The sequence below is a fragment of the Pseudomonas sp. MWU12-2020 genome (genome assembly GCF_023100605.1).
Taxonomy (GTDB): domain Bacteria; phylum Pseudomonadota; class Gammaproteobacteria; order Pseudomonadales; family Pseudomonadaceae; genus Aquipseudomonas; species Aquipseudomonas fluorescens_H.
On the sequence record NZ_JALMEX010000011.1, the window covers coordinates 103,042 to 129,888 of the forward strand.

A 26,847-nucleotide genomic window follows, 5' to 3' on the forward strand; every position below is an offset into this window, starting at 1 on the left:
AGTGACTGGATGAAAATCATCATCCTCGGTGCGGGGCAGGTCGGCGGTTCGCTGGCTGAACACCTGGCGAGCGAAGCCAACGACATCACCGTGGTCGACACCGACGGCGAGCGCCTGCGCGACCTCGGCGACCGCCTCGACATCCGCACCATTCAGGGCCGCGGCTCGCTGCCGTCGGTGCTGCGCCAGGCCGGCGCCGACGATGCCGACATGCTGGTGGCGGTGACCAACAGTGACGAGACCAACATGGTCGCCTGCCAGGTCGCGCACACGCTGTTCCACACCCCGACCAAAATCGCCCGGGTGCGCGAAGCGTCCTACCTCAATCGCGAAGAACAGCTGTTCCAGAACGAAGCGATTCCGGTCGACGTGCTGATCAGCCCCGAGCAGGTCGTTACCAACTACATCAAGCGCCTGATCCAGCATCCAGGCGCGCTGCAAGTGATCGACTTCGCCGAAGGCCAGGCGCAACTGGTGGCGGTGCGCGCCTATTACGGCGGGCCGCTGGTGGGCCAACAGCTGCGCCAGCTGCGCGAACACATGCCGAATGTCGAGACGCGTGTCGCGGCGATTTTCCGCCGTGACCGACCGATCCTGCCGCAAGGCGACACGGTGATCGAGGCCGATGACGAAGTCTTCTTCATCGCCGCCCGTGAGAATATTCGCGCGGTGATGAGCGAAATGCGCCGTCTCGACGAAACCTACAAGCGCATCGTGATTGCCGGTGGCGGGCAGATCGGCGAGCGCTTGGCCGAGGCCATCGAAAGCCGTTATCAGGTGAAGATCATCGAGATGAACCCGGCACGCTGCCGCTACCTCTCGGATACCCTCGACAGCACCGTGGTGCTGCAGGGCAGCGCGTCGGACCGTGATCTGCTGCTGGAAGAGAACATCGCCGACGCCGACATCTTCCTTGCGCTGACCAACGATGACGAAGCCAACATCATGTCGTCGTTGCTGGCCAAACGCCTGGGCGCGAAGAAGGTGATGACGATCATCAACAACCCGGCGTACGTCGACCTGATCCAGGGCGGCGATATCGACATCGCCATCAGCCCGCAACTGGCGACCATCGGCACCTTGCTGGCCCACGTACGGCGTGGCGATATCGTCAGCGTGCACTCACTGCGCCGGGGCGCGGCGGAAGCCATCGAGGCGATTGCCCACGGTGATGCGAAGTCGAGCAAGGTCATCGGCCGACCGATCGAGAAAATCGGCCTGCCACCGGGCAGCACGATTGGCGCGATCATCCGCAACGAAGAAGTGATCATCGCCCACGACGATACGGTGATCGAAACCGGTGACCATGTGATTCTGTTCCTTGTGGATAAAAAGCATATCCGCGATGTGGAGAAGCTGTTTCATGTGGGTTTGAGCTTCTTCTGATCCGGATTACTGGGTGACCAGACTGGCCCCATCGCGAGGAGGCTCACTCCTACAGGGGAACGCATTCCAAATGTGGGAGCGGGCATGCTCACGAAAGCGGTGTAACTGACACCGATCAACACCTGACACTCCACAGAAAAGGACTCTGCCCATGCTCGAATCCCTGGAAAAAATGCTCGCCAAGGGTGTGGATAACTCACTGCTGCGCTTCGGCCTCGGCAAGGGTTATCTGGATTTGGGGGAGAACGCCAAAGCCGCCGAACATTTCCAGCGCTGTGTCGGTTTCGACCCGAAGTACTCGGCGGCGTGGAAGCTATTGGGCAAGGCGCAACTCGCACTCGGCGATCACGCCGCCGCAAGGCAGGCATGGGAACAAGGTCTGGAAGCCGCCCGCGCCCATGGCGACAAGCAGGCCGAGAAGGAGATGGCGGTGTTTCTGAAGAAGCTCGACCGTCAGGCGCAATAAGCTAGAGATAGCGCAGGCCGATGCCCTCGGCATCCACCGTCACCACTTCCATTCGCACCCGTGGCGCGCCCGTGGGCAAGCCCTGCACTTGCCCGTAAACCACAGCGCCCTTGGGCAGCGAAGCCAGGCGCGGATGCTGGACGTAGACCCCCGTAGTGGACAGATTGCGCGTCTGCCCGAGGCATTCGCCGAAGCTGTCGTGGGTGATCTTGATGCGGAAAGATTTGCAGTGTTCGGACATCTTTATGCGCCCTTGAATGAACGAGGCTGTGGATAAGCCGCAGAAGCAGGATCAACTGATCGCCGGCTGCGGCAGCTTCTACAGGTTATCCACAGAGTGTGCCAACTCGCTCAGTACCAGCGCGCTTCGCCCGGCGGCCGCTTTTTGAAACGCTTCATGCTCCACATGTACTGGCTCGGATACGCCGCGACATAGCGCTCGACCACCTTGCTCATGGCCGCGCAGGATTCCTCGGTATCGGTGCTGTACATGGCTTCCGGCGCCGCTTCGAGGATCACTTTGTAGCCGGAACCGTCCGGCAGACGCAGGGCGTGCAGAAACACGCCGACCGCTTTGCCGCCGGCGAGCATGTTCGGCACGAATTTGCTGGTCAGCGCCTGGGTGGCGAAGAACGGCACGAAGATCCCGGCGGATTCGGCCGGTTCCGGGTCAGCCGGAATGCCCACTGCACCACCTTTGCGCACTTCCTTGATGACGCTGAGGATGCCTTCCTTGGTGGAAGCGGCGACTTTGTTGCCCAGTTGCACGCGTTGTTTGCGCAGCAATTCATCCACCGCCTTGAGCTTCGGCGGGCGGTAGAAAATGATCGGTTTGCACTGGCTGCAATAGAAGTGGTTGAGCACTTCCCAGTTGCCCAGGTGGCTGGTAATGCCGACCACGCCTTTGCCCGAGGCCAGCGCCTCCTTGAGGATGTCGAGGCCTTCGACTTCGCGCACCAGATCGATGGAGCGCTGGGCCGGCCAGATCCAGGCGCAGGCGCTTTCGGTCAGGGACTTGCCGATGTCTTTCAGGCTCTGGCCGACCAGGCGCTCGCGCTCGGCCGGGTCCATCTGTGGAAAACATTTGGCGAGGTTGATCCGCACCACGTCGCGGGAGCGGTTGGGGGTTTTCCACATGATCCAGCCGATCGCCGAACCCACGGCCTGCACGGCCCGCCATGGCAGCAGGGCAAACAGCCGCAGAGCGCCTACCAGCAAGGCGCCTTTAAACTTTTCCACAGGTCACTCCTGATTTTGTGCTGTGCGCGAGGCGGCCATTCTAACCGCCGTTGACCAGCTGCGCGTAGCGATCGCAGTCCTGGGTGTGATCCATGACCATGCCCGAGGCCTGCATCAGCGCGTAGCAAATGGTCGGGCCGACGAAGGTGAATCCGGCCTTTTTCAGGGCTTTGCTCATCGCCACGGCTTCGGGGGTGATGGCCGGGACTTCACTGCGATCCTTGAAATGATTGATGACCGGTTTGTCACCGACAAACGACCAGAGGAAGGCCACCGGGTCTTCCAGCGCCAGCCAGGCCTGGGCGTTGCGCCGGGCGGCATTGAGTTTGAGGCGGTTGCGGATGATCCCCGGATCGAGCATCAACTCAGCGATTTCCGCGTCGCTCATCTGCGCCACGCGCTGCACGTCGAAGCCGTACAACACCTCGCGGTAGCGCTTGCGTTTGCGCAGCACGGTGATCCAGGAAAGGCCGGCCTGGAACCCTTCGAGCAAAAGCAACTCGAACAAACCCTGCGCATCGCGTAGCGGCGTGCCCCACTCCTGATCGTGATAAGCCATGTACAGCGGATCTTCGGTACACCAAAAGCAGCGTGGCATAAGGCTCCAGGGGGTGGAGGTGCGACTGAATCGGGTATACTCCCGCTCTTTAAATCGCAGCCCAAGAAACAGGTGAATTTCGTGAGCCAGCCTACGCCAGCCGTGCGTACCTTCCAAGACTTGATCCTCGCGCTCCAGCAATACTGGGCCGAGCAAGGTTGTGTGGTACTTCAGCCCTACGATATGGAAGTAGGCGCCGGCACTTTCCACACCGCGACCTTCCTGCGCGCCATCGGCCCGGAAACCTGGAACGCCGCGTACGTGCAGCCAAGCCGCCGTCCGACTGACGGCCGCTACGGGGAAAACCCGAACCGTCTGCAGCACTACTACCAGTTCCAGGTCGTCCTGAAGCCGAACCCGGACAACTTCCAGGAACTGTACCTGGGCTCGCTCAAGCATGTCGGCCTGGACCCGTTGGTCCACGACATCCGCTTCGTCGAAGACAACTGGGAATCGCCGACCCTCGGCGCCTGGGGTCTGGGCTGGGAAGTCTGGCTCAACGGTATGGAAGTGACGCAGTTCACTTACTTCCAGCAAGCGGGCGGTATCGAATGCTACCCGGTGACCGGCGAGATCACCTACGGTCTCGAGCGTCTGGCCATGTACCTGCAGGGCGTGGATTCGGTCTACGACCTGGTCTGGGCCGACGGTCCGTTCGGCAAGGTGACCTACGGCGACGTGTTCCACCAGAACGAAGTGGAACAGTCCACCTACAACTTCGAACACGCCAACGTCGACAAACTGTTCGAACTGTTCGACTTCTATGAAAGCGAAGCCAAGCGCCTGATCGAACTCGACCAGCCGCTGCCGTTGCCGAGCTACGAAATGGTCCTGAAGGCCTCGCACACCTTCAACCTGCTGGATGCGCGCCGGGCGATCTCGGTGACCGCGCGTCAGCAATACATCCTGCGCGTGCGCACCCTGGCGCGTTCCGTTGCGCAAGCCTACCTGCTGGCCCGCGCCAAGCTCGGCTTCCCGATGGCGACCCCGGACCTGCGTGACGAAGTACTGGCCAAGCTGGAGGCTGCACAATGAGTGCTCAAGATTTTCTGGTTGAACTGGGCACCGAAGAACTGCCACCCAAAGCCCTGAACACCCTGGCTGAAGCGTTCCTCGCCGGTATCGACAAGGGCCTGCAAGCTGCCGGCCTGAGCTACGAAAGCAAAACCGTCTACGCCGCACCGCGTCGTCTGGCCGTGCTGATCACGGCGCTGGCCACCCAGCAACCGGATCGCAGCATCAACCTCGACGGCCCGCCGCGTCAGGCTGCGTTCGACGCTGAAGGCAACCCGACTCAGGCAGCCTTGGGCTTTGCCAAGAAGTGCGGCGTCGAGCTGAGCGAAATCGACCAGAGCGGTCCGAAACTGCGCTACAGCCAGAACATCGCCGGCAAGCCGACCGCGAGCCTGCTGCCGACCATCGTCGAAGATTCGCTGAACGACCTGCCGATCCCGAAACGCATGCGTTGGGGTGCGCGCAAGGAAGAGTTCGTGCGTCCGACCCAGTGGCTGGTGATGCTGCTCGGTGACCAGGTCATCGACTGCACCATCCTCGCGCAAAAGGCTGGCCGCGATTCTCGTGGTCACCGTTTCCACCACCCGGAAAGCGTGCGCATCGGTTCGCCGTCGAGCTATCTGGCCGACCTGCGTGCCGCTTATGTCCTGGCCGATGCCAACGAGCGTCGCGAGATCATCAGCAAGCGCACCGAAGAACTGGCAACCCGTCAGGAAGGCACCGCGATCGTGCCGCCGGCGCTGCTCGACGAAGTGACCGCGCTGGTTGAATGGCCGGTGCCGCTGGTGTGCTCGTTCGAGGAACGCTTCCTCGACGTGCCGCAGGAAGCGCTGATCACCACCATGCAGGACAACCAGAAGTATTTCTGCCTGTTGGATGCCGACGGCAAGTTGCTGCCACGGTTCATCACCGTCGCCAACATCGAAAGCAAGGATCCGCAGCAGATCATCGCCGGTAACGAGAAAGTGGTTCGCCCACGCCTGACCGACGCCGAGTTCTTCTTCAAGCAAGACAAGAAGCAGAAACTCGAAGACTTCAACCTGCGCCTGCAGAACGTGGTGTTCCAGGAAAAACTCGGCAGCGTCTACGACAAGGCCGAGCGCGTGTCGAAACTGGCGGCGTACATCGCCGCACGTATCGGCGGCAACGCTTCGTGGGCGGCCCGCGCCGGCTTGCTGTCGAAGTGCGACCTGGCCACCGAAATGGTCGGCGAGTTCCCGGAGATGCAAGGTGTCGCCGGTTACTACTACGCGCTCAATGACGGCGAGCCGGAAGACGTCGCGCTGGCGCTGAACGAGCAGTACATGCCACGCGGTGCCGGTGCTGAACTGCCGGCGACCCTGACCGGTGCGGCCGTCGCAATCGCCGACAAGCTCGACACCCTGGTCGGCATCTTCGGTATCGGCATGCTGCCAACCGGCAGCAAAGACCCGTATGCCCTGCGCCGTGCGGCCCTCGGCGTACTGCGCATCCTGATCGAGAAACAACTGGATCTGGACCTGAACGACGCCGTGGCCTTCGCCGTGAATGCGTTCGGTGCCAAGGTCAAGGCTGCCGGCCTGAACGACGCGGTGCTGGAATTCATCTTCGACCGTCTGCGTGCGCGTTACGAAGACGAGGGCGTCGATGTCGCCACCTACCTGTCGGTACGCGCCCTGAAGCCGGGTTCGGCGCTGGACTTCGACCAGCGTGTGCAAGCGGTTCAGGCCTTCCGCAAACTGCCGGAAGCGGCAGCGCTGGCGGCAGTGAACAAGCGTGTATCGAACCTGTTGAGCAAGGTTGAAGGCTCGGTGCCGACCGTGGTCGAGGCCAAGTACTTCGACAACGCCAACGAGTTCTCGCTGTACTCGGCGATCCAGCAAGCGGATCAGGCGGTGCAGCCAATGGCCGCAGCGCGTCAGTACAACGAATCGCTGGCACGTCTGGCTGCATTGCGTGAGCCGGTAGACGCGTTCTTCGACGCCGTCATGGTCAATGCCGAAGACGCCAAGGTCCGGGCCAACCGCTACGCGCTGCTGGCGCGCCTGCGTGGTCTGTTCCTCGGGGTTGCCGACATTTCGCTGCTGGGTTGAGGGACTGCTGTTGAAACTGCTGATTCTCGATCGGGACGGAGTGATCAATTACGACTCCGACGCTTATATCAAGTCGGTGGAGGAGTGGATTCCTTTGCCCGGCTCGATCGCAGCGATTGCGCAGTTGAGCAAGGCCGGCTGGACGGTGGCGGTGGCCACCAACCAGTCGGGCATTGCTCGCGGCTATTACGACCTCGCCACCCTCGATGCCATGCACGCGCGCCTGCGCGAGCTGGTGGCAGAGCAGGGCGGTGAAGTCGGGCTGATCGTGTACTGCCCGCATGGCCCGGATGAGGGTTGCGATTGCCGCAAACCGAAACCGGGGATGTTGAAAACCATCGCCGAGCATTACAACGTGGCGCTGACGAATGTCTGGTTCGTCGGCGACAGCCTTGGTGACCTGGAGGCCGCCAAAGCCGTCGATTCACAGCCCGTTTTGGTAAAGACCGGGAAAGGCGAAAAAACTCTGGGCAAGACCCTTCCGGTCGGCACCCTGATTTTTGACGATCTGGCGGCGATTGCCGCAGAACTTATCCACAACTAGAGTGCTTCTGAAGTTCCTGACCAGGGATTGATCGGGAGTGCGCTTGAACAGTCGGGCATCGCCCGTAACGGTAAACGTCGCCATGTCGATACTGCAGGCCATCAGAATCTTCCTCTTTTACCTGCTGCTGGGCACCACTGCCTTGCTGTGGTGCAGCCTGAGCTTTTTTATCGCGCCCTTTTTGCCGTTCAAGGCGCGCTATCGTTTCATCAACGTGTACTGGTGCCGCTGCGCCTTGTGGTTGACCAAGGTGTTTCTCGGCATTCGTTACGAGATCAAAGGCGCGGAAAACGTGCCGGACCGGCCCTGCGTGATTCAGTCGAACCACCAGAGCACTTGGGAGACGTTCTTTCTCTCCGCTTATTTCTCGCCCTTGAGCCAGGTGCTCAAGCGTGAATTGCTGTACGTGCCGTTCTTCGGCTGGGCCATGGCCATGCTGCGGCCGATCGCGATTGACCGCGACAACCCGAAAGCGGCACTCAAGCAAGTGGCCGCCAAAGGCGATGAACTGCTCAAGGATAACGTCTGGGTATTGATCTTCCCTGAAGGCACCCGCGTTCCTTACGGCACCGTCGGCAAGTTCTCCCGCAGTGGCAGCGCGTTGGCGGTGAATGCGGCGCTTCCGGTACTGCCGATTGCACACAATGCCGGCAAATTCTGGCCGAAAATCGGCTGGGGCAAGCAGCCGGGCGTGATCACCGTGGTCATCGGCGAGCCGATGTATGCCGAAGGCACTGGCCCGCGCGCCATCGCCGATCTGAACGACCGGGTACAAGACTGGAACGAACGGACTCAGCGCGAAATGGGTTCGCTTCCGCCGGCACCGCAAGCGCCTGCAGCCAGTGATCAGATGGCTGTCTGAGATTTTGTGGATAACCTGTGTACGGTTTTGTTGAAAAGGCCTGAATCTTTAATTTAAGTAACTGATTTACTTATATATTTCTCAAGCTCATAAAGCACCGTAAAAGGTGCATAAGTTTTTTTCGGAAGTAAAAAAACCGGCTGATATAGCCGGTTTTTTTGTGCCTGTTCACTCCGCGATCAGCGGTAACTGCAGCCGGAACGTGGTGCCTTGATCGACGATGCTGTGGCACTCGATGCTGCCGCCATGATGATCGACCACTGCCTTGACCATCGACAGCCCCAAACCCACACCATCGATACCTTGCGCCGATGAAAAGCGTCGGTACTGCATGAACAGATCCGGCAATTCCTCGGCGGCGATGCCTTTGCCCTGATCGCTCAGTTCACAGCGCAACCAGTCGCCCTGGCAACTGACACTCAACTCGATCGTTGTGTCGGCCGGGCTGTACTTGATGGCGTTTTCCAACAGGTTGAACAAGGCGCGGGTCAGCAGGCCTTGATCAGCGTTGATCAGACGCTCCTGGGATTGTTCGTCCATCGTGTGCAGCAGTTTGATGCTTTTCTGCTGGGCGATGGGCAACGCCTGATCCAGCACGTCCAGTACCAGCATCGCGAACAGGCTGGGCTGAAACTGGTAAGCCTCGGATTCCGCCCGCGCCAGCAACACGAAGCCATCGGTCAATTCCAGCGCGCGGCGGACCTGGCGCTCGATCTGCTCGAACAGCGGTGAATCCGCTCCGGCCTGATGGCGATGCACATCGAGCAGAGCAAGGATCGCCGAATGCGGGGCCCGCAGGTCGTGGGACAGAAAACGCAGCAGTACGCTGCGCTGTTCTTCAGCGGCGCGTTCGGCACTCAGGTCGGTGAGGCTGAGCAGCCAGCCAATGGGAGTATCGCCGTCCACCGGCAGCAATGCCGCCCGCTCCAGACGCAGGCTGCGCTCCTTGTGATCGCGAAACTCCAGCAGTGCCAGGGTGGACAATGCCGGGCGCGGTTCTGTGGACAACTCCGGGTAACCGAGACGGGCCAGTTGCTCGAGAACGTCGCCGCCCACCAGCGGGTGATCGAACAATACCCGAGCCTTGCGATTACCCAAGAGAATCTGCCCCTTGGGATCGCTGATCAGCGTCGCCACCGGCAGGTACTCCAGACCGTCGGCAATGAAGCGCCGGGTATCGCGGGTGCGGCTCATGGCTTGCTCCAGCGCCATGATCTGGCCCTGCAGCTGATCAGCGCTGGTGAATTGCGCGCGGCGCCGTTCCGGAAATACTTTCGGCTCGCGATCCAGCCGCGCCAGCTCCCAGCCAAAGTACGTCAGCACCACGCTCAGGCGCCGCCAGTTCCAGATCAGGTAACCGAACAACATGCCGAGCGCCGATGGGGTCGGTGACCACCAGTGCCGGACTTCCGCCAGCCCGGCGCTGGCCAGCAACACGCACGCCACCCCGCCCAATGTTACCCAGATCGCCCAGCGCGGGCGCCACAGCAGCAAGCCGAGGACACACGCCACCAGCCCCACCGAGAGCAATGCGCTCAGGCCTGGCGACGTGTCGTGCAGATTGATCTGGGCGCGATACGACAACAACGCAGTCAGCGGCAACAACACTAGACTTATCCACAACCACTCACGGACCAGCCGCCGAAACAGGCGCTGGACCTGACTCGGCTCGCGGCTTTCACGCCGACGCGGGCTATTCATGACAAACAGGGCAGGTGACAGTGAATGGTTTCATGGGTCACAGGTCTGAGGATGTAGATCCGAAGAATCATAGCGGACGACGACCGATGGTGGATTGCTTACTTTCACCGCACAGGCCAAGCCGTTATGGTGGCCGGCCACTGCCCAAGCAACAAGGAACCCACGCGTATGCGCGTTGCGATACTGGACGATGAACCCGCCGAACTGCGTCGGGTCGAACAAACCCTGCAGCAGATGGCTGCGGTGGGAGACCAGCCCTGGTCGCTGCACAGCTTTGAGCGGGGCGAGGACCTGCTGCGCCAGTTGCGCCGGGACACCTTCGACCTGCTGATCCTCGACTGGCAACTGCCCGACCTGACGGGCCTGGCGCTGCTGCGCTGGACCCGTGAACACATGGAGTCGCCACCCGCCGCGATCATGCTGACCAGCCGCGATGGCGAAAGCGATATCGTCCAGGCGCTGAACGCCGGTGCCGACGATTACGTGAGCAAACCGTTCCGCCCCAACGAGTTGAAAGCCCGAGTCGCCGCCGTACTGCGCCGGCATAGTCAGCAACGCAGCAGCGCTGCCGAAGTCCTGACCTTCAATGACCTGACATTCGACGATGCCGAACTGAGCGTCACCCGCGAGGGCAAGGCAGTCATCATGACCGAGCGTGAATACCGCCTGGCGCGCTGCCTGTTCAGTAACCTGGGTCGACCGTTGTCGCGCGAGTACCTATACGAACGCTTCTGGCCCCATGAAGAAGTGGCGTCGTCACGGCCACTGGATACGCACATCTATCGCCTGCGCAACAAACTGGGGCTGACGGCGGATCGGGGTTGGCAGTTGCTGACCATTTATGGTTATGGCTATCGATTGGAAAGCGTAACGCCAGCTCAGGAATAAAGCCCACCGCATCGTAGCCTTCGGCAGAGATCAATGAAGCGTCAGCCCTAAAAGCCCGATTGCCAGTTCACGCTCATCATCGCCCATACCCAATTCACGAGGGCTGATGGCGAGGGGAAGATTGAACTTGAGACGCATGAAACCTTCGCGCGCTATCGACGCTCGTACTTCGGCCGGGAGCGTAATGTCGAATGTGTTGGAAGCGGTGGTCAGGCTGGCGCCAAGGACCTGGATATCATTAATACGGATCTCCATTGCCTGGCGTGGGTGGGCCTGGGTCAGGAAGGTATTGGTTTCGAGCGACACAGCGCTCACATCAGCGCTGGGTCTGAGTATCACTTCAGCCTCTTTGCCGACTGACCCGGTGCCCCATGCTTCGGAGTCCCACCAGCCTTTGGCAAGCGCGGTACTCCCCGTACTTCCTTCCGTGAACTGGATTCTCTCGCCGAGCCTGACCGCGGGGATCAGCTCGTGCAAATCGGCTTCAGGAAATTGTGGGCACTCGGAACAGCGTTTCCAACCCGGTGCGAGCACCTGAAAACCGTCGACTTTTATCAGTGAATCGGTACTTCGATCGATGGTGAATGCCGCTTGAAGCGTTGAACGCTGATCGAGAATGTAGAGGGAATCAGCCTCGAAACGTCCTGATGCAATGACCTTGGCTGCCGCGCTCTGCGCGGACTGCAGAGACGCATAATTCACTCTTCCCAGATAAACCGCGTCCGTTGCGAGATGGTATTTACCCGCGTAATCGGCAAGTTCTATCCAATGGGTCGAATAGCTTTGCGGCTTGATCCATCGCACCTTTTGATAGTGCGACGCTGCGATGCTCCAGAAAGGATCAACCAATGGGGTTTTCCATTGCGCGCTGGGGGAGGCCATCAGTTTGCTGCGAATGGTTTCCCAGCCCGCACGGGTATCGAGCACCTGCAGCACGAGTGCTGTCGCGAATAACAGGACCGCAGTACGAGACCTGTAACCACGCACAATCACAAACAACACCGCAAAGATCGTCGCGTACATGACGGGCCAGATCATCCGGCCAGCTGCGCGGAAAACACCGGCTTTCGCGATGATGAATTCCGGTAGCCAATAGTGGAGTTCGAAGGGACCAATGCCGACATTATTGGAAAACGCATAGATCATCAGCCCGAACAGGGCGAGCAATAACACCCAACGCGGACGAATAACAGAAAGGAACTGACTGCGACCCGACAACAGCAACGGCAGCGCGCAAACGGTTAGAAAAAGCACCCCCAGCCCTGGAAAAGCCAGCCCATCGATATCGCCCGGTACGCCGGGCAAATCACCCAGTACGTAGGACCATCCGGCAGAGTCGAAGAAAGTCAGCACATTGGCGCGCAACAATCCAAACCCGATTAAACCGAGTCCAGCACTGTCGACACTGAAATAGCCTGCCTGCCAGCAGCAGAAACCCGTCAGCACCAGGATGCCGGCCAGTTCGGCAAAGGCTTTCCCCGGCGTCAGCTGGCGTTTGATGGTTCTCGCCAGCAGATCCGCCAGCCAGATCAACGCGACCATCGCCAGCAGATAGGCATGCACCAGCGCCGATACAACCAACAATGCTGCCCAGGCAAAGGATTGTTTACGGGTAGAAGGGCGCAAGGCCAGATACAAAGCGGCCAGGACCAGAAAATGCCCCGCGAGGGACAAGTGCTCGCCCATCCGAAGAATCATCGCGGGAGCGAAGAGAAAGAGCGCCGAACCGAGCAAGCGCACGATCCGGTGGTCGCTGGCCAAACCCATCAGCTTCCACGCAAACCAACTCTGGAGCATGAAACACATCAGGAACCAGAGACCGAAATATTGGAACGGTTCGGGCAATAACGCTGCGAACGGCTTGAAGAGCAACGCAAAGAGCGGGTTTGAATCCGAAAATACGATGGCGTTGCTCAGTTCCAGCCCGTACGACGGATTGAGCCCGACAGGAAATGACCAGGGTGCATTCCTGAAAAACACCCACCCCAAATAATGCGTAGCCGGATCGCCACTGCTCAGCCATGCGATGTTTTGCGGATTCAGCGCTCTGGGGCCAACGACAATCAGAAAGGCCAGCACGCCCATCAATAGAGGTAAAAGATTGACCGGCAAGCGTTTGACCAGATCCTTCATTGATAAACGTCCATTTGTCATGCGCCCGTCAATGTACAGGCAGAAATCGAGCTGTATCGTACGTAAAAAAAAGCCCGCTTGCGCGGGCTTTCTCTTGCTTTGGCAGGCCGCCCTAGAGGGTGCCCGAACGGTCACTGAACTGGATCAGAAGTCCAGGTTGGAAACCGCCAGCGCATTGCTCTCGATGAAGTCACGGCGAGGTTCGACCGCATCACCCATCAGGGTGTTGAAGATCTGGTCTGCGCCAATGGCGTCTTCGATGGTGACTTTCAGCATGCGGCGCACGCTTGGGTCCATGGTGGTTTCCCACAGCTGATCCGGGTTCATTTCGCCCAGACCTTTATAGCGCTGGATGGTGTGGCGCTTGGTGCTTTCGGCCATCAGCCAGTCGAGGGCTTCCTTGAACTCGGTGACCGCTTTCTTGCGCTCGCCACGCTGGATGTACGCGCCGTCGTCGAGCAGGGTGCTCAGTTGAGCGCCGAGGGTGACGACGGTCTTGTAGTCGTTGCTGCCGAAGAAGTCGCGGTTGAAGGTGACGTAGTTCGACAGGCCATGGGAGATCAGCTCGACCTCTGGCAGCCACACGCCACGTTCACGATCTTCACGCAGGCTGGCCTTGTAGACCAGACCCGACTTCTCGACGGTGCGCAGACGTACTTCGTACTGAGCCAGCCAGTCTTGCATCTTCGCGTGGTCGCCGAGCATTTCCAGGCTCACGGCCGGCAGGTAGATGAAGTGCTCGGTCAGTTCCTGCGGGTACAGGCGCGACAGACGCTTGAGGGTCTTCATCACCATGCGGAAGTCGTTGACCAGACGCTCGAGCGCTTCACCGGAAATGCCCGGGGCCTCTTCGTTCAGGTGCAGGCTCGCATCTTCCAGGGCCGACTGCGTCATGTACTCTTCCATGGCGTCGTCGTCTTTGATGTATTGCTCTTGCTTGCCTTTCTTGACCTTGTACAGCGGCGGCTGGGCGATGTAGATGTAGCCGCGCTCGATCAGCTCCGGCAACTGACGGAAGAAGAAGGTCAGCAGCAGGGTACGGATGTGCGAACCGTCGACGTCAGCATCGGTCATGATGATGATGTTGTGATAGCGCAGCTTGTCGATGTTGTACTCTTCGCGCCCGATACCACAGCCCAGTGCGGTGATCAGCGTGCCCACTTCCTGGGACGAGATCATCTTGTCGAAGCGTGCTTTCTCGACGTTGAGGATCTTGCCCTTCAGCGGCAGGATCGCCTGGGTCTTGCGGTTACGCCCCTGCTTGGCAGAGCCGCCCGCGGAGTCACCTTCCACGAGGTACAGTTCAGACAGCGCAGGATCTTTTTCCTGGCAGTCAGCGAGCTTGCCCGGCAGACCGGCGATGTCCAGCGCGCCTTTGCGGCGGGTCATCTCACGGGCCTTGCGCGCCGCTTCACGGGCACGGGCCGCGTCGATCATCTTGCCGACGACCAGCTTGGCTTCGTTCGGGTTTTCCAGCAGGAAGTCGGAGAAGTACTTGCCCATCTCCTGCTCGACCGCGGTCTTCACTTCGGAAGACACCAGCTTGTCTTTGGTCTGCGAGCTGAACTTCGGATCCGGCACCTTCACCGAGATGATCGCGGTCAGGCCTTCACGGGCATCATCACCGGTGGTGGCGACTTTGTGCTTCTTCGCCAGACCTTCCTGCTCGATGTAGTTGTTCAGGTTACGCGTCAGTGCGGAACGGAAACCCACCAGGTGAGTACCGCCGTCGCGCTGCGGAATGTTGTTGGTGAAGCACAACAGGTTCTCGTTGAAGCTGTCGTTCCACTGCAGGGCGATTTCCACGCCGATGCCGTCTTCACGCTGGATGTTGAAGTGGAACACCTGGTTGACCGCAGTCTTGTTGGTATTCAGGTATTCAACGAACGCACGCAGGCCGCCTTCGTACTTGAACAGTTCTTCCTTGCCGCTGCGCTCGTCCTTGAGGACGATGCCGACACCGGAGTTGAGGAAGGACAGTTCACGAATGCGCTTGGCCAGGATGTCCCAGCTGAAGTGAATGTTCTTGAAGGTTTCGCTGGAAGCCTTGAAGTGGATCTGGGTACCAGTGGTTTCGCTGTCGCCAACGATCGCCATCGGCGCCTGAGGTACACCGTGGACGTAGGTCTGTTCCCAGATCTTGCCGCTGCGGCGTACGGTCAGTACCAGCTCTTCGGACAGGGCGTTCACTACCGAAACACCTACACCGTGCAGACCGCCGGATACCTTGTAGGAGTTGTCGTCGAACTTACCGCCAGCGTGGAGGACGGTCATGATGACCTCGGCGGCGGAAACGCCTTCCTCTTTGTGCACGTCTACCGGGATGCCACGGCCGTTGTCTTTGACGGTGATGGACTCATCCGGGTGGATGATGATGCTGATGTCGTCGCAGTGGCCAGCGAGGGCTTCGTCGATCGAGTTGTCGACCACCTCGAACACCATGTGGTGCAGACCGCTGCCATCGTCGGTGTCACCAATGTACATACCGGGACGTTTGCGTACGGCATCCAGGCCTTTCAGCACTTTAATGCTCGTTGAGTCGTACGTATTTTCTTCGCTCAATGCCTTCACTCCCGATGGTCGTGGGTCTGGGTGATACGGCCCTGTTCCACGTGGAACAGAGCGACTGGCGTTTCCGTCTGCCAGCCTTCCCTCAATAATTCGTGATCTACACAGGTGATGAACACCTGGCAGCGTAAGTCTTCCAGCAAGCGGCACAGCGCGCGACGGTGGCTCTCGTCCAGCTCGGACGGTAAGTCATCCACCAGATAAATACACTGGCCGCGTCGGGCCTGGCTCACCAGATGCCCCTGGGCAATTCGCAAGGCACAGACCACCAGTTTCTGCTGACCCCGGGACAAGATGTCCGCGGCATTGTGTGCGCCCAATCTAAGACGCAAATCAGCCCGTTGCGGTCCGGCCTGGGTATGACCCATTTGCTGGTCCCGTTGCACGGATCCAGCCAATACGGCACTCAATTCCCGGTCCTTGTCCCAGCCTCGGTAATAGCTGAGCGTCAAACCTTCAAGCTCAACCAGTTCGCTCAAGGTTTGTTCAAAGACTGGTTTCAAGGCTTTGATGTAAGCGCGGCGGTATTCATCGATTTCAGCGCTGGCCTGGCACAGTTCCCTGTCCCAAACCGCTTGCGAAACGGCGTCAAGTGTACCATGCCGCAGCCAGGAGTTTCTCTGGCGCAAGGCCTTCTGCAAACGCTGCCAGGTCGCCATGAAACGCGGTTCGACGTGGAACACACCCCAATCCAGAAACTGCCGGCGAATCTTCGGCGCACCTTCGAGCAGGCGAAAGCTGTCGGGGTTGATCAGCTGCAACGGCAGGATTTCTGCCAGTTGCGCGGCGCTGCGGGCGTTCTGCCCGTCGATGCGGATCTGGAACTCTCCCTGACGGTCGCGAGATATCCCCAACGCACTGTGGCCACCCTCGGCCAATTCGACCTGCCCGAACACGGTGCAGGCGAGTTGTTCGTACTGGATGACCGGCAACAGCCGCGTGCTACGAAACGAACGGGCAAGCCCCAGCAGATGAATGGCTTCCAGAACACTGGTTTTGCCGCTGCCGTTGGCGCCGTAAAGAATGTTGATGCGGGGGGAGGGGGAGAAGGTCACCGGGTGCAGATTGCGCACCGCGGTGACCGAAACACGACTTAAGGACATCCAGGGTCAGCTGATTACAGACGCATCGGCATGACAACATAAGCCGAGTCGTCATTGTCGGACTCTTGCACCAGCGCACTGCTGTTGGAGTCGGACAGGATCAGGCGAACCTGCTCGGTGGTCATCACGCCCAGCACGTCGAGCAAATAGCTCACGTTGAAGCCGATTTCCAGCGAGCCGCCGTTGTATTCAACGCCCACTTCTTCTTCCGCTTCTTCCTGCTCCGGGTTGTTGGCCTGGATCTTCAACTGACCGTTGGCCAGTTGCAGACGGATGCCGCGGTACTTCTCGTTGGACAGAATCGCGGTACGGCTGAACGCTTCACGCAGGGCCTGACGATCGCCCAGTACCAGCTTGTCGCCGCCCTTCGGCAGAACGCGCTCGTAGTCCGGGAATTTGCCGTCGACCAGCTTCGAGGTGAAGGTGAATTCGCCGGTGGTGGCGCGGATGTGGTGCTGACCCAGAACGATGCTGACGTTACCATCCGGCTCGGTGAGCAGACGCGCCAGTTCAAGAATACCCTTGCGCGGCACGATCACCTGATGGCGATCCGGCTGACCGATATCGGCCTGCATCGAGCACATCGCCAGACGGTGACCGTCGGTGGCCACGGCGCGGATCACACCGGCCGAAACTTCCAGCAGCATACCGTTGAGGTAGTAGCGCACGTCCTGCTGGGCCATGGCGAAGCTGGTGCGTTCGATCAGACGACGCAGTTTGCTCTGCTCCAGGCTGCAGGTCAGCGAACCCGGGCCTTCTTCAACCGTCGGGAAATCGTTGGCCGGCAGGGTCGACAGGGTGAAACGGCTACGGCCGGCCTTCACGACCAGCTTCTGCTCGTCGACCTTGATGTCGATCAGCGCGTCGTTGGGCAGGCTCTTGCAGATGTCCATCAGCTTGCGCGCAGGCACGGTGATGGAACCGGTTTCGGCCGGCTCTTCGAGTTGCACGCGCCCCACCAGCTCGACTTCCAGATCGGTACCGGTCAGCGACAGTTGCTGGCCATCGACGACCAACAGCACGTTGGACAGTACCGGCAAGGTCTGTCGGCGCTCGACGACGCCTGCGACCAGTTGCAGGGGTTTCAACAGGGCTTCGCGTTGAATGGTGAAATGCATGGTCTAGTCCCTTGCCTTAATAAGCTGCGCTGGTGTTCATCAAGTGGTCAGTGTACGCAGCAGGTTCTTGTAGTCCTCGCGGATGTCCGCGTCGGATTCCTTAAGTTCGTTGATCTTGCGGCAGGCGTGCAACACCGTCGTGTGGTCGCGACCACCAAACACATCGCCGATTTCCGGCAGGCTGTGGTTGGTCAGTTCCTTGGACAATGCCATGGCCACCTGACGCGGACGAGCCACCGAACGCGAACGGCGCTTGGACAGCAGGTCGGAAATCTTGATCTTGTAGTACTCGGCGACAGTGCGCTGAATGTTATCCACAGAGACCAGTTTGTCCTGCAGTGCCAACAAGTCCTTCAGGGATTCGCGAATCAACTCGATGGTGATATCGCGGCCCATGAAGTGCGAGTGGGCGATCACGCGTTTCAGCGCTCCTTCCAGCTCGCGGACGTTGGAACGAATTCGCTGGGCAATGAAGAACGCCGCGTCGTGCGGCAACTCGACTTTGGCCTGGTCGGCCTTCTTCATCAAGATCGCCACGCGGGTTTCCAGTTCCGGCGGCTCGACGGCAACCGTCAGGCCCCAGCCGAAACGCGATTTGAGGCGCTCTTCAAGGCCTTCGATTTCTTTCGGGTAGCGGTCACTGGTGAGAATGACCTGCTGGCCACCTTCGAGCAGGGCGTTGAAGGTGTGGAAAAACTCTTCCTGGGAACGCTCTTTACGGGCGAAGAACTGAATATCGTCGATCAACAACGCGTCCACCGAACGGTAGAAACGCTTGAACTCGTTGATCGCGTTCAGTTGCAGCGCCTTGACCATGTCGGCCACGAAGCGCTCGGAATGCAGGTACACGACCTTGGCATTCGGGTTCTTCTTTAATAGATGGTTACCCACCGCGTGCATCAAGTGGGTTTTACCCAAGCCGACGCCGCCATAAAGGAACAACGGGTTGTAGCCGTGCTTCGGGTTATCCGCTACTTGCCAGGCCGCCGCACGGGCGAGCTGGTTGGACTTGCCTTCGACGAAGTTCTCGAAGGTAAAGGTGCGGTTCAGGTAGCTGGTGTGTTTGAGCGCGCCTTCGACCTGCACAGTGCGCTGTTCGGCGCGAACCGGGGCCTGTTGCGACGCCGCACCGGCCATCGGATCAAAGCTGTCGCGGGACGGCTCTTCACTGACTTCCTCGGTTTTCTGCGTCGAGCGCTTGGCCGGGGCTGCGCTCGGCGCTGGCGTTGGCGGGCTGGCCGGCGCGGCATTGGCCTGAGCTTGCGCCGCAGCCAACGGTGCATTCGGCGCGGCGCGCGGTGCCGAGCTGCGTTTGCTGCCTATTAATAAGGAGAGCGCTGGAGCCATGCCGTTGCCGTGCTCATCCAGCAGTTCAAGGACGCGACCGAGGTACTTTTCGTTGACCCAGTCCAGCACAAAACGGTTCGGTGCGTAGACGCGCAACTCGTCGCCTTCGGCTTCGACCTGTAGTGGACGGATCCAGGTGTTGAATTGTTGGGCAGGCAGCTCCTCGCGCAAAAGCTCCACGCACTGCTGCCAAAGTTCCACTGACACGGATATCCCCTAAGTTGAAAGCCGGTGAGGCAAAAACAAGCGGCCATTGTAACGGCGAGCCGTCCACTTATCCACATGCAGGTTGTGTGGTGACCATGATTAATCAATGCGTTAACCGGTAAAAAGGCGACCAACGGTGTGTGAATAAGCTCTGTGGATAACCGCCTCTGAGGGCACTGGACAACTGGGGGTGGAACTCGGTGGATAACCCGCCTGTGGATAACTGACGGTTCCACACACAGGTTATCCGACAGCGCAGCACAGGCTGACCACGGTTTTCCACTGTAGTTGTCATTCTCTGTACATCAAGCCAGACAAGGGCTGAACATGGTTATCCACAGAAGACTGTCGCCCTAGCTTTTATAAGCTTTACAGAAAAGCTTTAAATAATTCCCTTCTTTATTTTTATGTTTGGCAGGCAAGGTCTTGGTTCTGGATGCTCCAGATATCTATTTATAAGGAAACGTTGGTTGGAAATTGACCTGAAGGCTTGCTTTCTCTAGAATCCCCGGTCTCTTAAAACGGGGGCCATTCCGGCCCGTTGTGGACGAACCAGGTAACACGACATGAAACGTACTTTCCAACCAAGCACTATCAAACGCGCTCGTACCCACGGTTTCCGTGCTCGCATGGCTACCAAGAACGGTCGTGCCGTCCTGTCGCGTCGCCGCGCCAAAGGTCGTGCGCGTCTGGCAGTTTGATAATCCGGCACTGGAGGTGAGTCAGGACTTCAGTCGGGAAAAGCGTCTGCTTACCCCCCGGCATTTCAAGGCAGTCTTTGACTCCCCTACCGGCAAGGTTCCGGGGAAAAATCTCCTGCTCCTTGCGCGCAACAACGATCTCGATCACCCCCGTCTCGGGCTGGTTATCGGGAAAAAGAGCGTAAAGCTCTCCGTTGAGCGCAATCGCCTCAAACGTCTGATGCGCGAATCGTTCCGTCTGCACCAGGACTCACTGGTCGGCTGGGACATCGTTATCGTCGCGCGTAAAGGTTTGGGCGATGTAGAAAACCCCGAATTGATTCAGCATTTCGGCAAACTCTGGAAGCGCCTGGCCCGTAACAAGCCAGTTCCAGCAGTCAACACCGAAACTGTAGGGGTAGACAGTCCAGATGCGTAAACTGGCCCTCGTTCCGATCCAGTTTTATCGCTATGCCATTAGTCCCCTGATGGCTGATCACTGTCGTTTCTACCCCAGTTGTTCCTGCTACGCGTTAGAAGCCATCGAAAATCATGGCCTTCTGCGCGGTGGCTGGCTGACCTTTCGTCGTTTAGGTCGCTGTCATCCGTGGAATCCCGGTGGTTATGACCCGGTTCCACCTATCCCTACCTCCCGTTCTTCTTCGATGGCCGAGTAATCATGGATATCAAACGCACGATCCTGATCGTCGCCCTGGCAATCGTGTCCTACGTTATGGTTCTTAAATGGAACCAGGACTATGGCCAGGCTGCCCTGCCGACTCAGAATGTTGCTTCCAGTACGACTGCATCCGGTTTGCCGGACACCGTTCCTGGCAATAACGCTTCCGCCAGTGACGATATTCCGCGTGCCGCAAGCGATACCAGCGCGCCTGTGGAAACTCCGGTCGCTGCCAGCAAGGATCTGATCCAGGTCAAAACCGACGTGCTCGATCTGGCGATCGATCCACAGGGCGGTGACGTTGCTCAACTGACTTTGCCACTGTATCCACGTCGTCAGGACCGTCCTGATGTGCCGTTTCAGCTGTTCGACAACGGCGGCGAGCGTACTTATCTGGCACAAAGCGGCCTGATCGGCACCAACGGTCCGGACGCAAGCCCGGCCGGTCGTCCGGTTTACTCCTCGGAGAAGAAAAGTTATCAACTGGCTGACGGTCAGGACCAACTGGTCGTCGACCTGAAGTTCAGCAAGGACGGCGTCAACTACATCAAGCGTTTCACCCTGAAACGCGGCCTGTATGACGTGACCGTGACCTACCTTGTGGATAACCAGAGCGCTCAGCCTTGGTCGGGTTCGATGTTCGCCCAGCTGAAGCGCGACGCCAGTGCCGACCCTTCGTCGACCACTGCCACCGGTACCGCGACTTACCTGGGCGCCGCCCTGTGGACAAGTTCCGAGCCGTACAAGAAAGTGTCCATGAAGGACATGGACAAAGGTCAGCTCAAGGAAACCGTCACCGGTGGCTGGGTAGCCTGGCTGCAACACTACTTCGTGACTGCATGGGTTGCGCCGAAGGGCGAAAACAACATCGTTCAGACGCGTAAAGACAGCAAGGGCAACTACATCATCGGTTACACCGGGCCTTCGCTGACCGCAGCACCGGGTGCCAAAGTTGAAACCAGCGCCATTCTGTACGCCGGTCCGAAAAGCCAGGCCGTGCTGAAAGAGTTGTCCCCAGGTCTGGAACTGACTGTCGACTACGGCATTCTGTGGTTCATCGCTCAGCCGATCTTCTGGTTGCTGCAACACATCCACGCGATCGTGGGTAACTGGGGCTGGTCGATCATCTTCCTGACCATGCTGATCAAGGGCATCTTCTTCCCGCTGTCGGCTGCCAGCTACAAATCCATGGCGCGCATGCGTGCCGTGGCGCCGAAACTGGCTGCACTGAAAGAGCAGCATGGCGATGACCGGCAGAAAATGTCGCAAGCCATGATGGAGCTGTACAAGAAAGAGAAGATCAATCCGCTGGGTGGCTGCTTGCCGATCCTCGTGCAGATGCCGGTTTTCCTTTCGCTGTACTGGGTTCTGCTGGAAAGCGTGGAAATGCGCCAGGCGCCGTTCATGCTGTGGATCACCGACCTGTCGATCAAGGATCCGTTCTTCATCCTGCCGATCATCATGGGCGCGACCATGTTCATCCAGCAGCGTCTGAACCCGACTCCGCCGGATCCGATGCAGGCGAAGGTCATGAAAATGATGCCAATCATCTTCACCTTCTTCTTCCTGTGGTTCCCTGCTGGTCTGGTGCTGTACTGGGTTGTGAACAACTGCCTGTCGATTGCCCAACAGTGGTACATCACGCGTAAGATCGAAGCGGCGACGAAAAAAGCCGAGGCGTAACTTACTCTGTGGATAACACCACTCAAAACGCCCCCTAGTGGGGCGTTTTGCTATCTGCCACTTTTGTCTGGATTCCGGTTTATGAGCGCACCTCGTGAAACCATCGCCGCCGTCGCCACCGCTCAAGGTCGTGGCGGTGTCGGCATAGTCCGTATTTCCGGGCCGTTGGCCAGTGTTGCGGCCAAAGCCATCAGCGGCCGCGAACTGAAACCGCGTTACGCGCATTACGGGCCGTTTTTCAGTGATGACCGGCAGGTGCTGGACGAAGGTCTGGCGCTGTATTTCCCGGGACCCAACTCGTTCACCGGCGAAGACGTGCTGGAGTTGCAGGGGCACGGTGGCCCGATCGTTCTCGACATGTTGCTCAAGCGTTGCCTGGAACTGGGTTGCCGTTTGGCCCGTCCGGGTGAATTCAGCGAGCGCGCGTTCCTCAACGACAAACTCGACCTGGCTCAGGCCGAGGCCATTGCCGACCTGATCGAAGCCAGTTCTGCACAGGCTGCACGCAATGCCTTGCGCTCCCTGCAGGGGGCGTTTTCCCAGCGTGTGCATAACCTCACCGAACAACTGATCGGCCTGCGCATCTACGTCGAAGCCGCCATCGACTTCCCGGAAGAGGAAATCGACTTCCTCGCCGATGGCCACGTGCTGAGCATGCTCGACAAGGTGCGTGAAGAGTTATCCACTGTGCTGCGTGAAGCCGGGCAGGGCGCGTTGTTGCGTGATGGCATGACCGTGGTGATCGCCGGTCGTCCGAATGCCGGCAAGTCCAGTCTATTGAATGCCCTGGCCGGCCGCGAAGCCGCGATCGTGACGGAGATTGCCGGCACCACCCGCGATATCCTGCGCGAACATATCCACATCGACGGCATGCCGTTGCACGTGGTGGACACCGCCGGTCTGCGCGATACCGATGATCAGGTGGAAAAGATCGGCGTCGAGCGTGCGTTGAAGGCGATCACTGAAGCGGATCGGGTGCTGCTGGTAGTCGATGCCACCGCGCCGGAAGCTGCAGATCCGTTTGCCCTGTGGCCGGAATTCCTCGAAACCCGGCCGGATCCGGCCAAGGTCACCTTGATCCGCAACAAGGCTGACCTGACGGGTGAAGCAATCGCTCTGGAAGTCAGCGACGATGGCCATGTGACCCTCAGCCTGAGCGCCAAATCCGCCGGCGAAGGTCTGGAATTGCTGCGCGAACACCTCAAGGCCTGCATGGGCTACGAGCAAACCTCGGAAAGCAGCTTCAGTGCCCGTCGACGGCATCTGGAAGCTCTGCGCCACGCCAGTGCAGCGCTGGAACATGGTCGTGCACAGCTGACCTTGGCGGGTGCCGGTGAGCTACTGGCCGAAGATTTGCGCCAGGCGCAGCACTCTCTGGGCGAAATCACCGGGGCATTCAGCTCCGATGACCTGCTTGGGCGGATCTTTTCCAGCTTCTGCATCGGCAAATAACCCTTCTGCTGTTCACAGACAGGCCCGTTCGCGGCCTGTCTGCACTCCTCATTTCTCAATTCCTTTCTCCAGTGCCGGGCAGATTCTCTCGCCCTGAGCGGATTTCCGTTGCCCGCCAATCACTCATTCAGCTGATTTCTGTGGATTAAGCCCTGTGAATAACTGCCAATGAGGTCAGTTGATAACAGGGCCTCAAAACTGGATATAACTGCCTCTGTGGATAACCATCCCATTAATCCACAGGCTTAAACCGGTTATCCAAGGGCCTCATTGGCACCTGATAACAGGGTTTTGAAACTCTGTACACATTGAATAATAAGGCCTGTAGCAATCTATCCACAGAAAGGTCGGTCAGTAAGAATAAACATAAAAACAAAGGTTTTATAAATTTCTCTCTTTTTTATTCTTTTAACTCCGAGTTCTCCACAGCTGGTTAAATTTTGTGCAAAGGGTTCTTTAGGAAGGGCGAAGTCCCTATACTTGTCGACCAGGTCCAGAAACCTGATCTCAAACTATTCCTGAATTACCTACTTAAGCAGGCACGAGGTGCGTGGTGGATTTCCCTTCCCGTTTTGAAGTGATCGTCATCGGCGGCGGTCATGCCGGTACCGAGGCAGCACTGGCCTCAGCACGTATGGGGGCAAAAACCCTGTTGTTGACGCATAACGTGGAAACCCTCGGTGCCATGAGCTGCAACCCGGCCATCGGCGGCATTGGCAAAAGCCATCTGGTCAAGGAAATCGACGCCCTCGGCGGCGCGATGGCCATGGCTACCGATCTGGGTGGCATCCAGTTTCGCGTGTTGAACAGCCGCAAAGGTCCGGCCGTACGGGCGACCCGTGCGCAAGCCGACCGGATTCTGTACAAGGCCGCTGTCCGCGAAATCCTCGAAAACCAGCCGAACCTGTGGATATTTCAACAGGCCGCTGACGACCTGATCGTCGAGCAAGAGCAGGTACGCGGTGTTGTCACACAAATGGGTCTGCGTTTCTTCGCCGATTCCGTGGTGTTGACCACCGGTACCTTCCTCGGTGGACTTATCCACATCGGTTTGCAGAATTTCTCCGGCGGTCGCGCCGGTGATCCGCCGTCGATTGCCCTCGCGCATCGTCTGCGTGAACTGCCGCTGCGTGTCGGTCGCTTGAAAACCGGTACCCCACCACGCATTGATGGCAAGTCTGTGGATTTCTCGGTCATGACCGAGCAACCGGGCGATACGCCGATCCCAGTGATGTCGTTCATGGGCAACAAGGAACAACATCCGCGCCAGGTCAGTTGCTGGATTACCCACACCAACGCTCGCACCCACGAAATCATCGCGGCGAACCTCGATCGTTCGCCGATGTATTCCGCTGCCGGCGAAATCGAGGGCATCGGTCCACGGTATTGCCCGTCGATCGAAGACAAGATCCATCGCTTTGCCGACAAGGAAAGCCATCAGGTGTTCATCGAGCCGGAAGGCCTGACCACCCATGAGCTGTACCCGAACGGGATATCCACAAGCTTGCCGTTCGATGTGCAATTGCAGATCGTGCAATCGATCCGCGGCATGGAAAACGCGCACATCGTGCGTCCGGGTTATGCGATCGAGTACGACTACTTCGATCCGCGCGACCTGAAGTACAGCCTGGAAACCAAAGTCATCGGCGGTCTGTTCTTCGCTGGCCAGATCAACGGCACCACCGGTTACGAAGAGGCCGGTGCGCAAGGTTTGCTCGCCGGGGCCAACGCCGCGTTGCGTGCCAAGGGCAAAGAAGCCTGGTGTCCGCGTCGCGATGAGGCGTACATCGGCGTGCTGGTCGACGACCTGATCACCCTCGGTACCCAAGAGCCGTACCGCATGTTCACTTCCCGTGCCGAGTACCGCCTGATCCTGCGCGAGGACAACGCCGACCTGCGTCTGACCGAAAAAGGTCGCGAGCTGGGTCTGGTCGATGACGCGCGTTGGGCGGCGTTCTGCAAGAAACGCGAAAGCATCGAACTCGAAGAGCAGCGCCTGAAAAGCACCTGGGTTCGCCCTGGCACGCAGCAGGGCGATGCCATTGCGGAAAAATTCGGTACGCCGCTGACTCACGAATACAACTTGCTCAATCTCTTGAGTCGTCCGGAAATCGACTACGCTGGTCTGGTCGAAGTGACCGGGCAGGGCGCCGAAGATCCACAGGTTGCCGAACAAGTCGAGATCAAGACCAAGTACGCCGGTTACATCGACCGTCAACAGGACGAAATCGCCCGTCTGCGCGCCAGTGAAGACACGAAACTGCCTGTGGATATCGATTACACCAACATTTCCGGTCTCTCCAAGGAGATCCAGAGCAAGCTCGGTGCGACGCGTCCGGAGACGCTCGGCCAGGCTTCGCGGATCCCGGGCGTGACCCCGGCAGCGATTTCGCTGTTGATGATTCATTTGAAAAAACGCGGCGCGGGCCGTCAGTTGGAGCAAAGCGCTTGAGTTCTAAGGTCACTTCGCAACACGCCGAAGAGTTATCCACAGGAGCCCGCGAGCTCGGTGTCAATCTCAGCGCAGCCCAGCACGAATTGCTGCTGGGTTACCTGGCCCTGTTGATCAAATGGAACCAGGCCTACAACCTGACCGCCGTTCGCGATCCCGACGAAATGGTTTCGCGGCACCTGCTCGACAGCCTGAGCGTGATGTCGTTTATCGAAAACCGTCGCTGGCTCGACGTCGGCAGCGGCGGCGGCATGCCCGGCATCCCGTTGGCGATCCTGTATCCGGACTCGCAAGTGACCTGTCTGGACAGCAACGGCAAGAAAACCCGCTTCCTGACTCAGGTCAAACTCGAACTCAAATTGGATAACCTGCAAGTTATCCACAGTCGCGTCGAAGCCTTCCAGCCTGCCCAGCCATTCAACGGGATCATTTCCCGGGCGTTCAGCAGCATGGAGAACTTCACCAACTGGACTCGCCACCTCGGCGATGCCGACACGCGCTGGCTGGCAATGAAGGGCGTCCATCCGGCCGATGAGCTGGTAGCATTGCCGGCAGACTTCAAACTCGATAGCGAACACGCCTTGGCCGTACCCGGTTGCCAAGGCCAACGCCATCTGCTGATACTGCGCCGCACGGCATGATTGGGAACACAAGC

General features: G+C 59.1%; 23 protein-coding genes. 14 read left to right on the forward strand and 9 right to left on the reverse strand.

The genetic code is table 11. The features are described from left to right. Window positions 1–9 precede the first annotated feature (9 nt). Together trkA and M0814_RS22495 are read left to right on the forward strand one after the other, a co-directional pair. On the forward strand, window positions 10–1,386 hold the full coding sequence (gene trkA, locus M0814_RS22490; protein ID WP_003220233.1) for a Trk system potassium transporter TrkA: 1,377 nt from the start codon (window positions 10–12) through the stop codon (window positions 1,384–1,386). A gap of 151 nt (window positions 1,387–1,537) precedes the next feature. Further along, window positions 1,538–1,852, forward strand: a complete 315-nt coding sequence (locus M0814_RS22495) for a tetratricopeptide repeat protein (protein ID WP_103483994.1) — start codon at window positions 1,538–1,540, stop codon at window positions 1,850–1,852. Between the two features lies 1 nt (window position 1,853). Here M0814_RS22495 and M0814_RS22500 read toward each other — a convergent pair whose 3' ends face one another. From M0814_RS22500 to tag, 3 genes are all read right to left on the reverse strand, one after another. Continuing rightward, window positions 1,854–2,093 (reverse strand): PilZ domain-containing protein, encoded by a 240-nt coding sequence (locus tag M0814_RS22500; protein WP_003220229.1) that lies wholly within the window; start codon window positions 2,091–2,093, stop codon window positions 1,854–1,856. A gap of 110 nt (window positions 2,094–2,203) precedes the next feature. Then, window positions 2,204–3,091, reverse strand: a complete 888-nt coding sequence (locus M0814_RS22505; protein WP_003220227.1) for a lysophospholipid acyltransferase — start codon at window positions 3,089–3,091, stop codon at window positions 2,204–2,206. A 40-nt stretch (window positions 3,092–3,131) separates the two neighbouring features. Continuing rightward, the gene (gene tag / locus M0814_RS22510) at window positions 3,132–3,689 is read right to left on the reverse strand and encodes a DNA-3-methyladenine glycosylase I (protein WP_103483995.1); all 558 of its coding nucleotides are present in this window, start codon (window positions 3,687–3,689) and stop codon (window positions 3,132–3,134) included. 81 nt (window positions 3,690–3,770) lie between these two features. Between tag and glyQ the strand changes: the two genes are divergently transcribed. The 4 genes from glyQ to M0814_RS22530 all read left to right on the forward strand — a co-directional run bounded on the left by glyQ (window position 3,771) and on the right by M0814_RS22530 (window position 8,181). Then, entirely contained in the window at window positions 3,771–4,724 is a 954-nt protein-coding gene (gene glyQ / locus M0814_RS22515) for a glycine--tRNA ligase subunit alpha (protein WP_003187265.1), read from the forward strand. Next, complete coding sequence (glyS, locus tag M0814_RS22520) at window positions 4,721–6,775, forward strand: glycine--tRNA ligase subunit beta (protein ID WP_103483996.1); 2,055 nt, start codon at window positions 4,721–4,723, stop codon at window positions 6,773–6,775. The genes glyQ and glyS overlap by 4 nt, the downstream gene beginning before the upstream one ends. A 4-nt stretch (window positions 6,776–6,779) precedes the next feature. Beyond that, window positions 6,780–7,319: a D-glycero-beta-D-manno-heptose 1,7-bisphosphate 7-phosphatase gene (gene gmhB / locus M0814_RS22525; RefSeq protein WP_177434763.1), complete on the forward strand. Its 540-nt coding sequence runs from the start codon at window positions 6,780–6,782 to the stop codon at window positions 7,317–7,319. 82 nt (window positions 7,320–7,401) lie between these two features. Then, the gene (locus M0814_RS22530; RefSeq protein ID WP_103483997.1) at window positions 7,402–8,181 is read left to right on the forward strand and encodes a lysophospholipid acyltransferase family protein; all 780 of its coding nucleotides are present in this window, start codon (window positions 7,402–7,404) and stop codon (window positions 8,179–8,181) included. Between the two features lie 168 nt (window positions 8,182–8,349). Here M0814_RS22530 and M0814_RS22535 read toward each other — a convergent pair whose 3' ends face one another. Continuing rightward, window positions 8,350–9,882: a HAMP domain-containing sensor histidine kinase gene (locus M0814_RS22535; protein WP_103483998.1), complete on the reverse strand. Its 1,533-nt coding sequence runs from the start codon at window positions 9,880–9,882 to the stop codon at window positions 8,350–8,352. Between the two features lie 168 nt (window positions 9,883–10,050). Here M0814_RS22535 and M0814_RS22540 point away from each other — a divergent pair, with 168 nt between their 5' ends. Further along, window positions 10,051–10,770: a response regulator transcription factor gene (locus M0814_RS22540; protein WP_103483999.1), complete on the forward strand. Its 720-nt coding sequence runs from the start codon at window positions 10,051–10,053 to the stop codon at window positions 10,768–10,770. Between the two features lie 30 nt (window positions 10,771–10,800). Here M0814_RS22540 and M0814_RS22545 read toward each other — a convergent pair whose 3' ends face one another. From M0814_RS22545 to dnaA, 5 genes are all read right to left on the reverse strand, one after another. Next, a complete protein-coding gene (locus M0814_RS22545) occupies window positions 10,801–12,903 on the reverse strand; it encodes a DUF6311 domain-containing protein (protein ID WP_103484000.1) in 2,103 nt (700 codons plus the stop codon). A gap of 144 nt (window positions 12,904–13,047) precedes the next feature. Continuing rightward, entirely contained in the window at window positions 13,048–15,465 is a 2,418-nt protein-coding gene (gene gyrB, locus M0814_RS22550) for a DNA topoisomerase (ATP-hydrolyzing) subunit B (RefSeq protein ID WP_103484001.1), read from the reverse strand. Window positions 15,466–15,470: 5 nt separating this feature from the next. Continuing rightward, window positions 15,471–16,574, reverse strand: coding sequence for a DNA replication/repair protein RecF (recF, locus tag M0814_RS22555; protein ID WP_003220208.1), 1,104 nt, complete (start codon window positions 16,572–16,574; stop codon window positions 15,471–15,473). A 14-nt stretch (window positions 16,575–16,588) separates the two neighbouring features. Further along, complete coding sequence (gene dnaN, locus M0814_RS22560) at window positions 16,589–17,692, reverse strand: DNA polymerase III subunit beta (RefSeq protein ID WP_003220202.1); 1,104 nt, start codon at window positions 17,690–17,692, stop codon at window positions 16,589–16,591. 39 nt (window positions 17,693–17,731) lie between these two features. Beyond that, window positions 17,732–19,246, reverse strand: coding sequence for a chromosomal replication initiator protein DnaA (gene dnaA, locus M0814_RS22565; protein ID WP_003220200.1), 1,515 nt, complete (start codon window positions 19,244–19,246; stop codon window positions 17,732–17,734). 566 nt (window positions 19,247–19,812) lie between these two features. Here dnaA and rpmH point away from each other — a divergent pair. From rpmH to rsmG, 7 genes are all read left to right on the forward strand, one after another. Beyond that, on the forward strand, window positions 19,813–19,947 hold the full coding sequence (gene rpmH, locus M0814_RS22570) for a 50S ribosomal protein L34 (protein WP_003213577.1): 135 nt from the start codon (window positions 19,813–19,815) through the stop codon (window positions 19,945–19,947). Window positions 19,948–19,963: 16 nt separating this feature from the next. Next, a complete protein-coding gene (gene rnpA / locus M0814_RS22575) occupies window positions 19,964–20,365 on the forward strand; it encodes a ribonuclease P protein component (protein ID WP_045122860.1) in 402 nt (133 codons plus the stop codon). Beyond that, window positions 20,358–20,603 (forward strand): membrane protein insertion efficiency factor YidD, encoded by a 246-nt coding sequence (gene yidD / locus M0814_RS22580; protein ID WP_010565858.1) that lies wholly within the window; start codon window positions 20,358–20,360, stop codon window positions 20,601–20,603. The genes rnpA and yidD overlap by 8 nt, the downstream gene beginning before the upstream one ends. Before the next feature lie 2 nt (window positions 20,604–20,605). After that, window positions 20,606–22,288 (forward strand): membrane protein insertase YidC, encoded by a 1,683-nt coding sequence (gene yidC, locus M0814_RS22585; RefSeq protein ID WP_025112252.1) that lies wholly within the window; start codon window positions 20,606–20,608, stop codon window positions 22,286–22,288. Between the two features lie 81 nt (window positions 22,289–22,369). Then, window positions 22,370–23,740, forward strand: coding sequence for a tRNA uridine-5-carboxymethylaminomethyl(34) synthesis GTPase MnmE (gene mnmE, locus M0814_RS22590; RefSeq protein ID WP_103484002.1), 1,371 nt, complete (start codon window positions 22,370–22,372; stop codon window positions 23,738–23,740). 553 nt (window positions 23,741–24,293) lie between these two features. After that, complete coding sequence (gene mnmG, locus M0814_RS22595; RefSeq protein WP_103484003.1) at window positions 24,294–26,192, forward strand: tRNA uridine-5-carboxymethylaminomethyl(34) synthesis enzyme MnmG; 1,899 nt, start codon at window positions 24,294–24,296, stop codon at window positions 26,190–26,192. Continuing rightward, entirely contained in the window at window positions 26,189–26,833 is a 645-nt protein-coding gene (rsmG, locus tag M0814_RS22600; RefSeq protein ID WP_103484004.1) for a 16S rRNA (guanine(527)-N(7))-methyltransferase RsmG, read from the forward strand. The genes mnmG and rsmG overlap by 4 nt, the downstream gene beginning before the upstream one ends. Window positions 26,834–26,847 lie beyond the last annotated feature (14 nt).

Bases quoted from the DNA above. Each gene is read 5' to 3' on its own strand.
- trkA (WP_003220233.1), top strand. From the start codon at position 10: ATGAAAATCATCATCCTCGGTGCGGGGCAGGTCGGCGGTTCGCTGGCT.
- M0814_RS22495 (WP_103483994.1), top strand. From the start codon at position 1,538: ATGCTCGAATCCCTGGAAAAAATGCTCGCCAAGGGTGTGGATAACTCA.
- M0814_RS22500 (WP_003220229.1), bottom strand. From the start codon at position 2,093: ATGTCCGAACACTGCAAATCTTTCCGCATCAAGATCACCCACGACAGC.
- tag (WP_103483995.1), bottom strand. From the start codon at position 3,689: ATGCCACGCTGCTTTTGGTGTACCGAAGATCCGCTGTACATGGCTTAT.
- glyS (WP_103483996.1), top strand. From the start codon at position 4,721: ATGAGTGCTCAAGATTTTCTGGTTGAACTGGGCACCGAAGAACTGCCA.
- M0814_RS22530 (WP_103483997.1), top strand. From the start codon at position 7,402: ATGTCGATACTGCAGGCCATCAGAATCTTCCTCTTTTACCTGCTGCTG.
- M0814_RS22535 (WP_103483998.1), bottom strand. From the start codon at position 9,882: ATGAATAGCCCGCGTCGGCGTGAAAGCCGCGAGCCGAGTCAGGTCCAG.
- M0814_RS22540 (WP_103483999.1), top strand. From the start codon at position 10,051: ATGCGCGTTGCGATACTGGACGATGAACCCGCCGAACTGCGTCGGGTC.
- M0814_RS22545 (WP_103484000.1), bottom strand. From the start codon at position 12,903: ATGAAGGATCTGGTCAAACGCTTGCCGGTCAATCTTTTACCTCTATTG.
- recF (WP_003220208.1), bottom strand. From the start codon at position 16,574: ATGTCCTTAAGTCGTGTTTCGGTCACCGCGGTGCGCAATCTGCACCCG.
- dnaN (WP_003220202.1), bottom strand. From the start codon at position 17,692: ATGCATTTCACCATTCAACGCGAAGCCCTGTTGAAACCCCTGCAACTG.
- rpmH (WP_003213577.1), top strand. From the start codon at position 19,813: ATGAAACGTACTTTCCAACCAAGCACTATCAAACGCGCTCGTACCCAC.
- yidD (WP_010565858.1), top strand. From the start codon at position 20,358: ATGCGTAAACTGGCCCTCGTTCCGATCCAGTTTTATCGCTATGCCATT.
- yidC (WP_025112252.1), top strand. From the start codon at position 20,606: ATGGATATCAAACGCACGATCCTGATCGTCGCCCTGGCAATCGTGTCC.
- mnmE (WP_103484002.1), top strand. From the start codon at position 22,370: ATGAGCGCACCTCGTGAAACCATCGCCGCCGTCGCCACCGCTCAAGGT.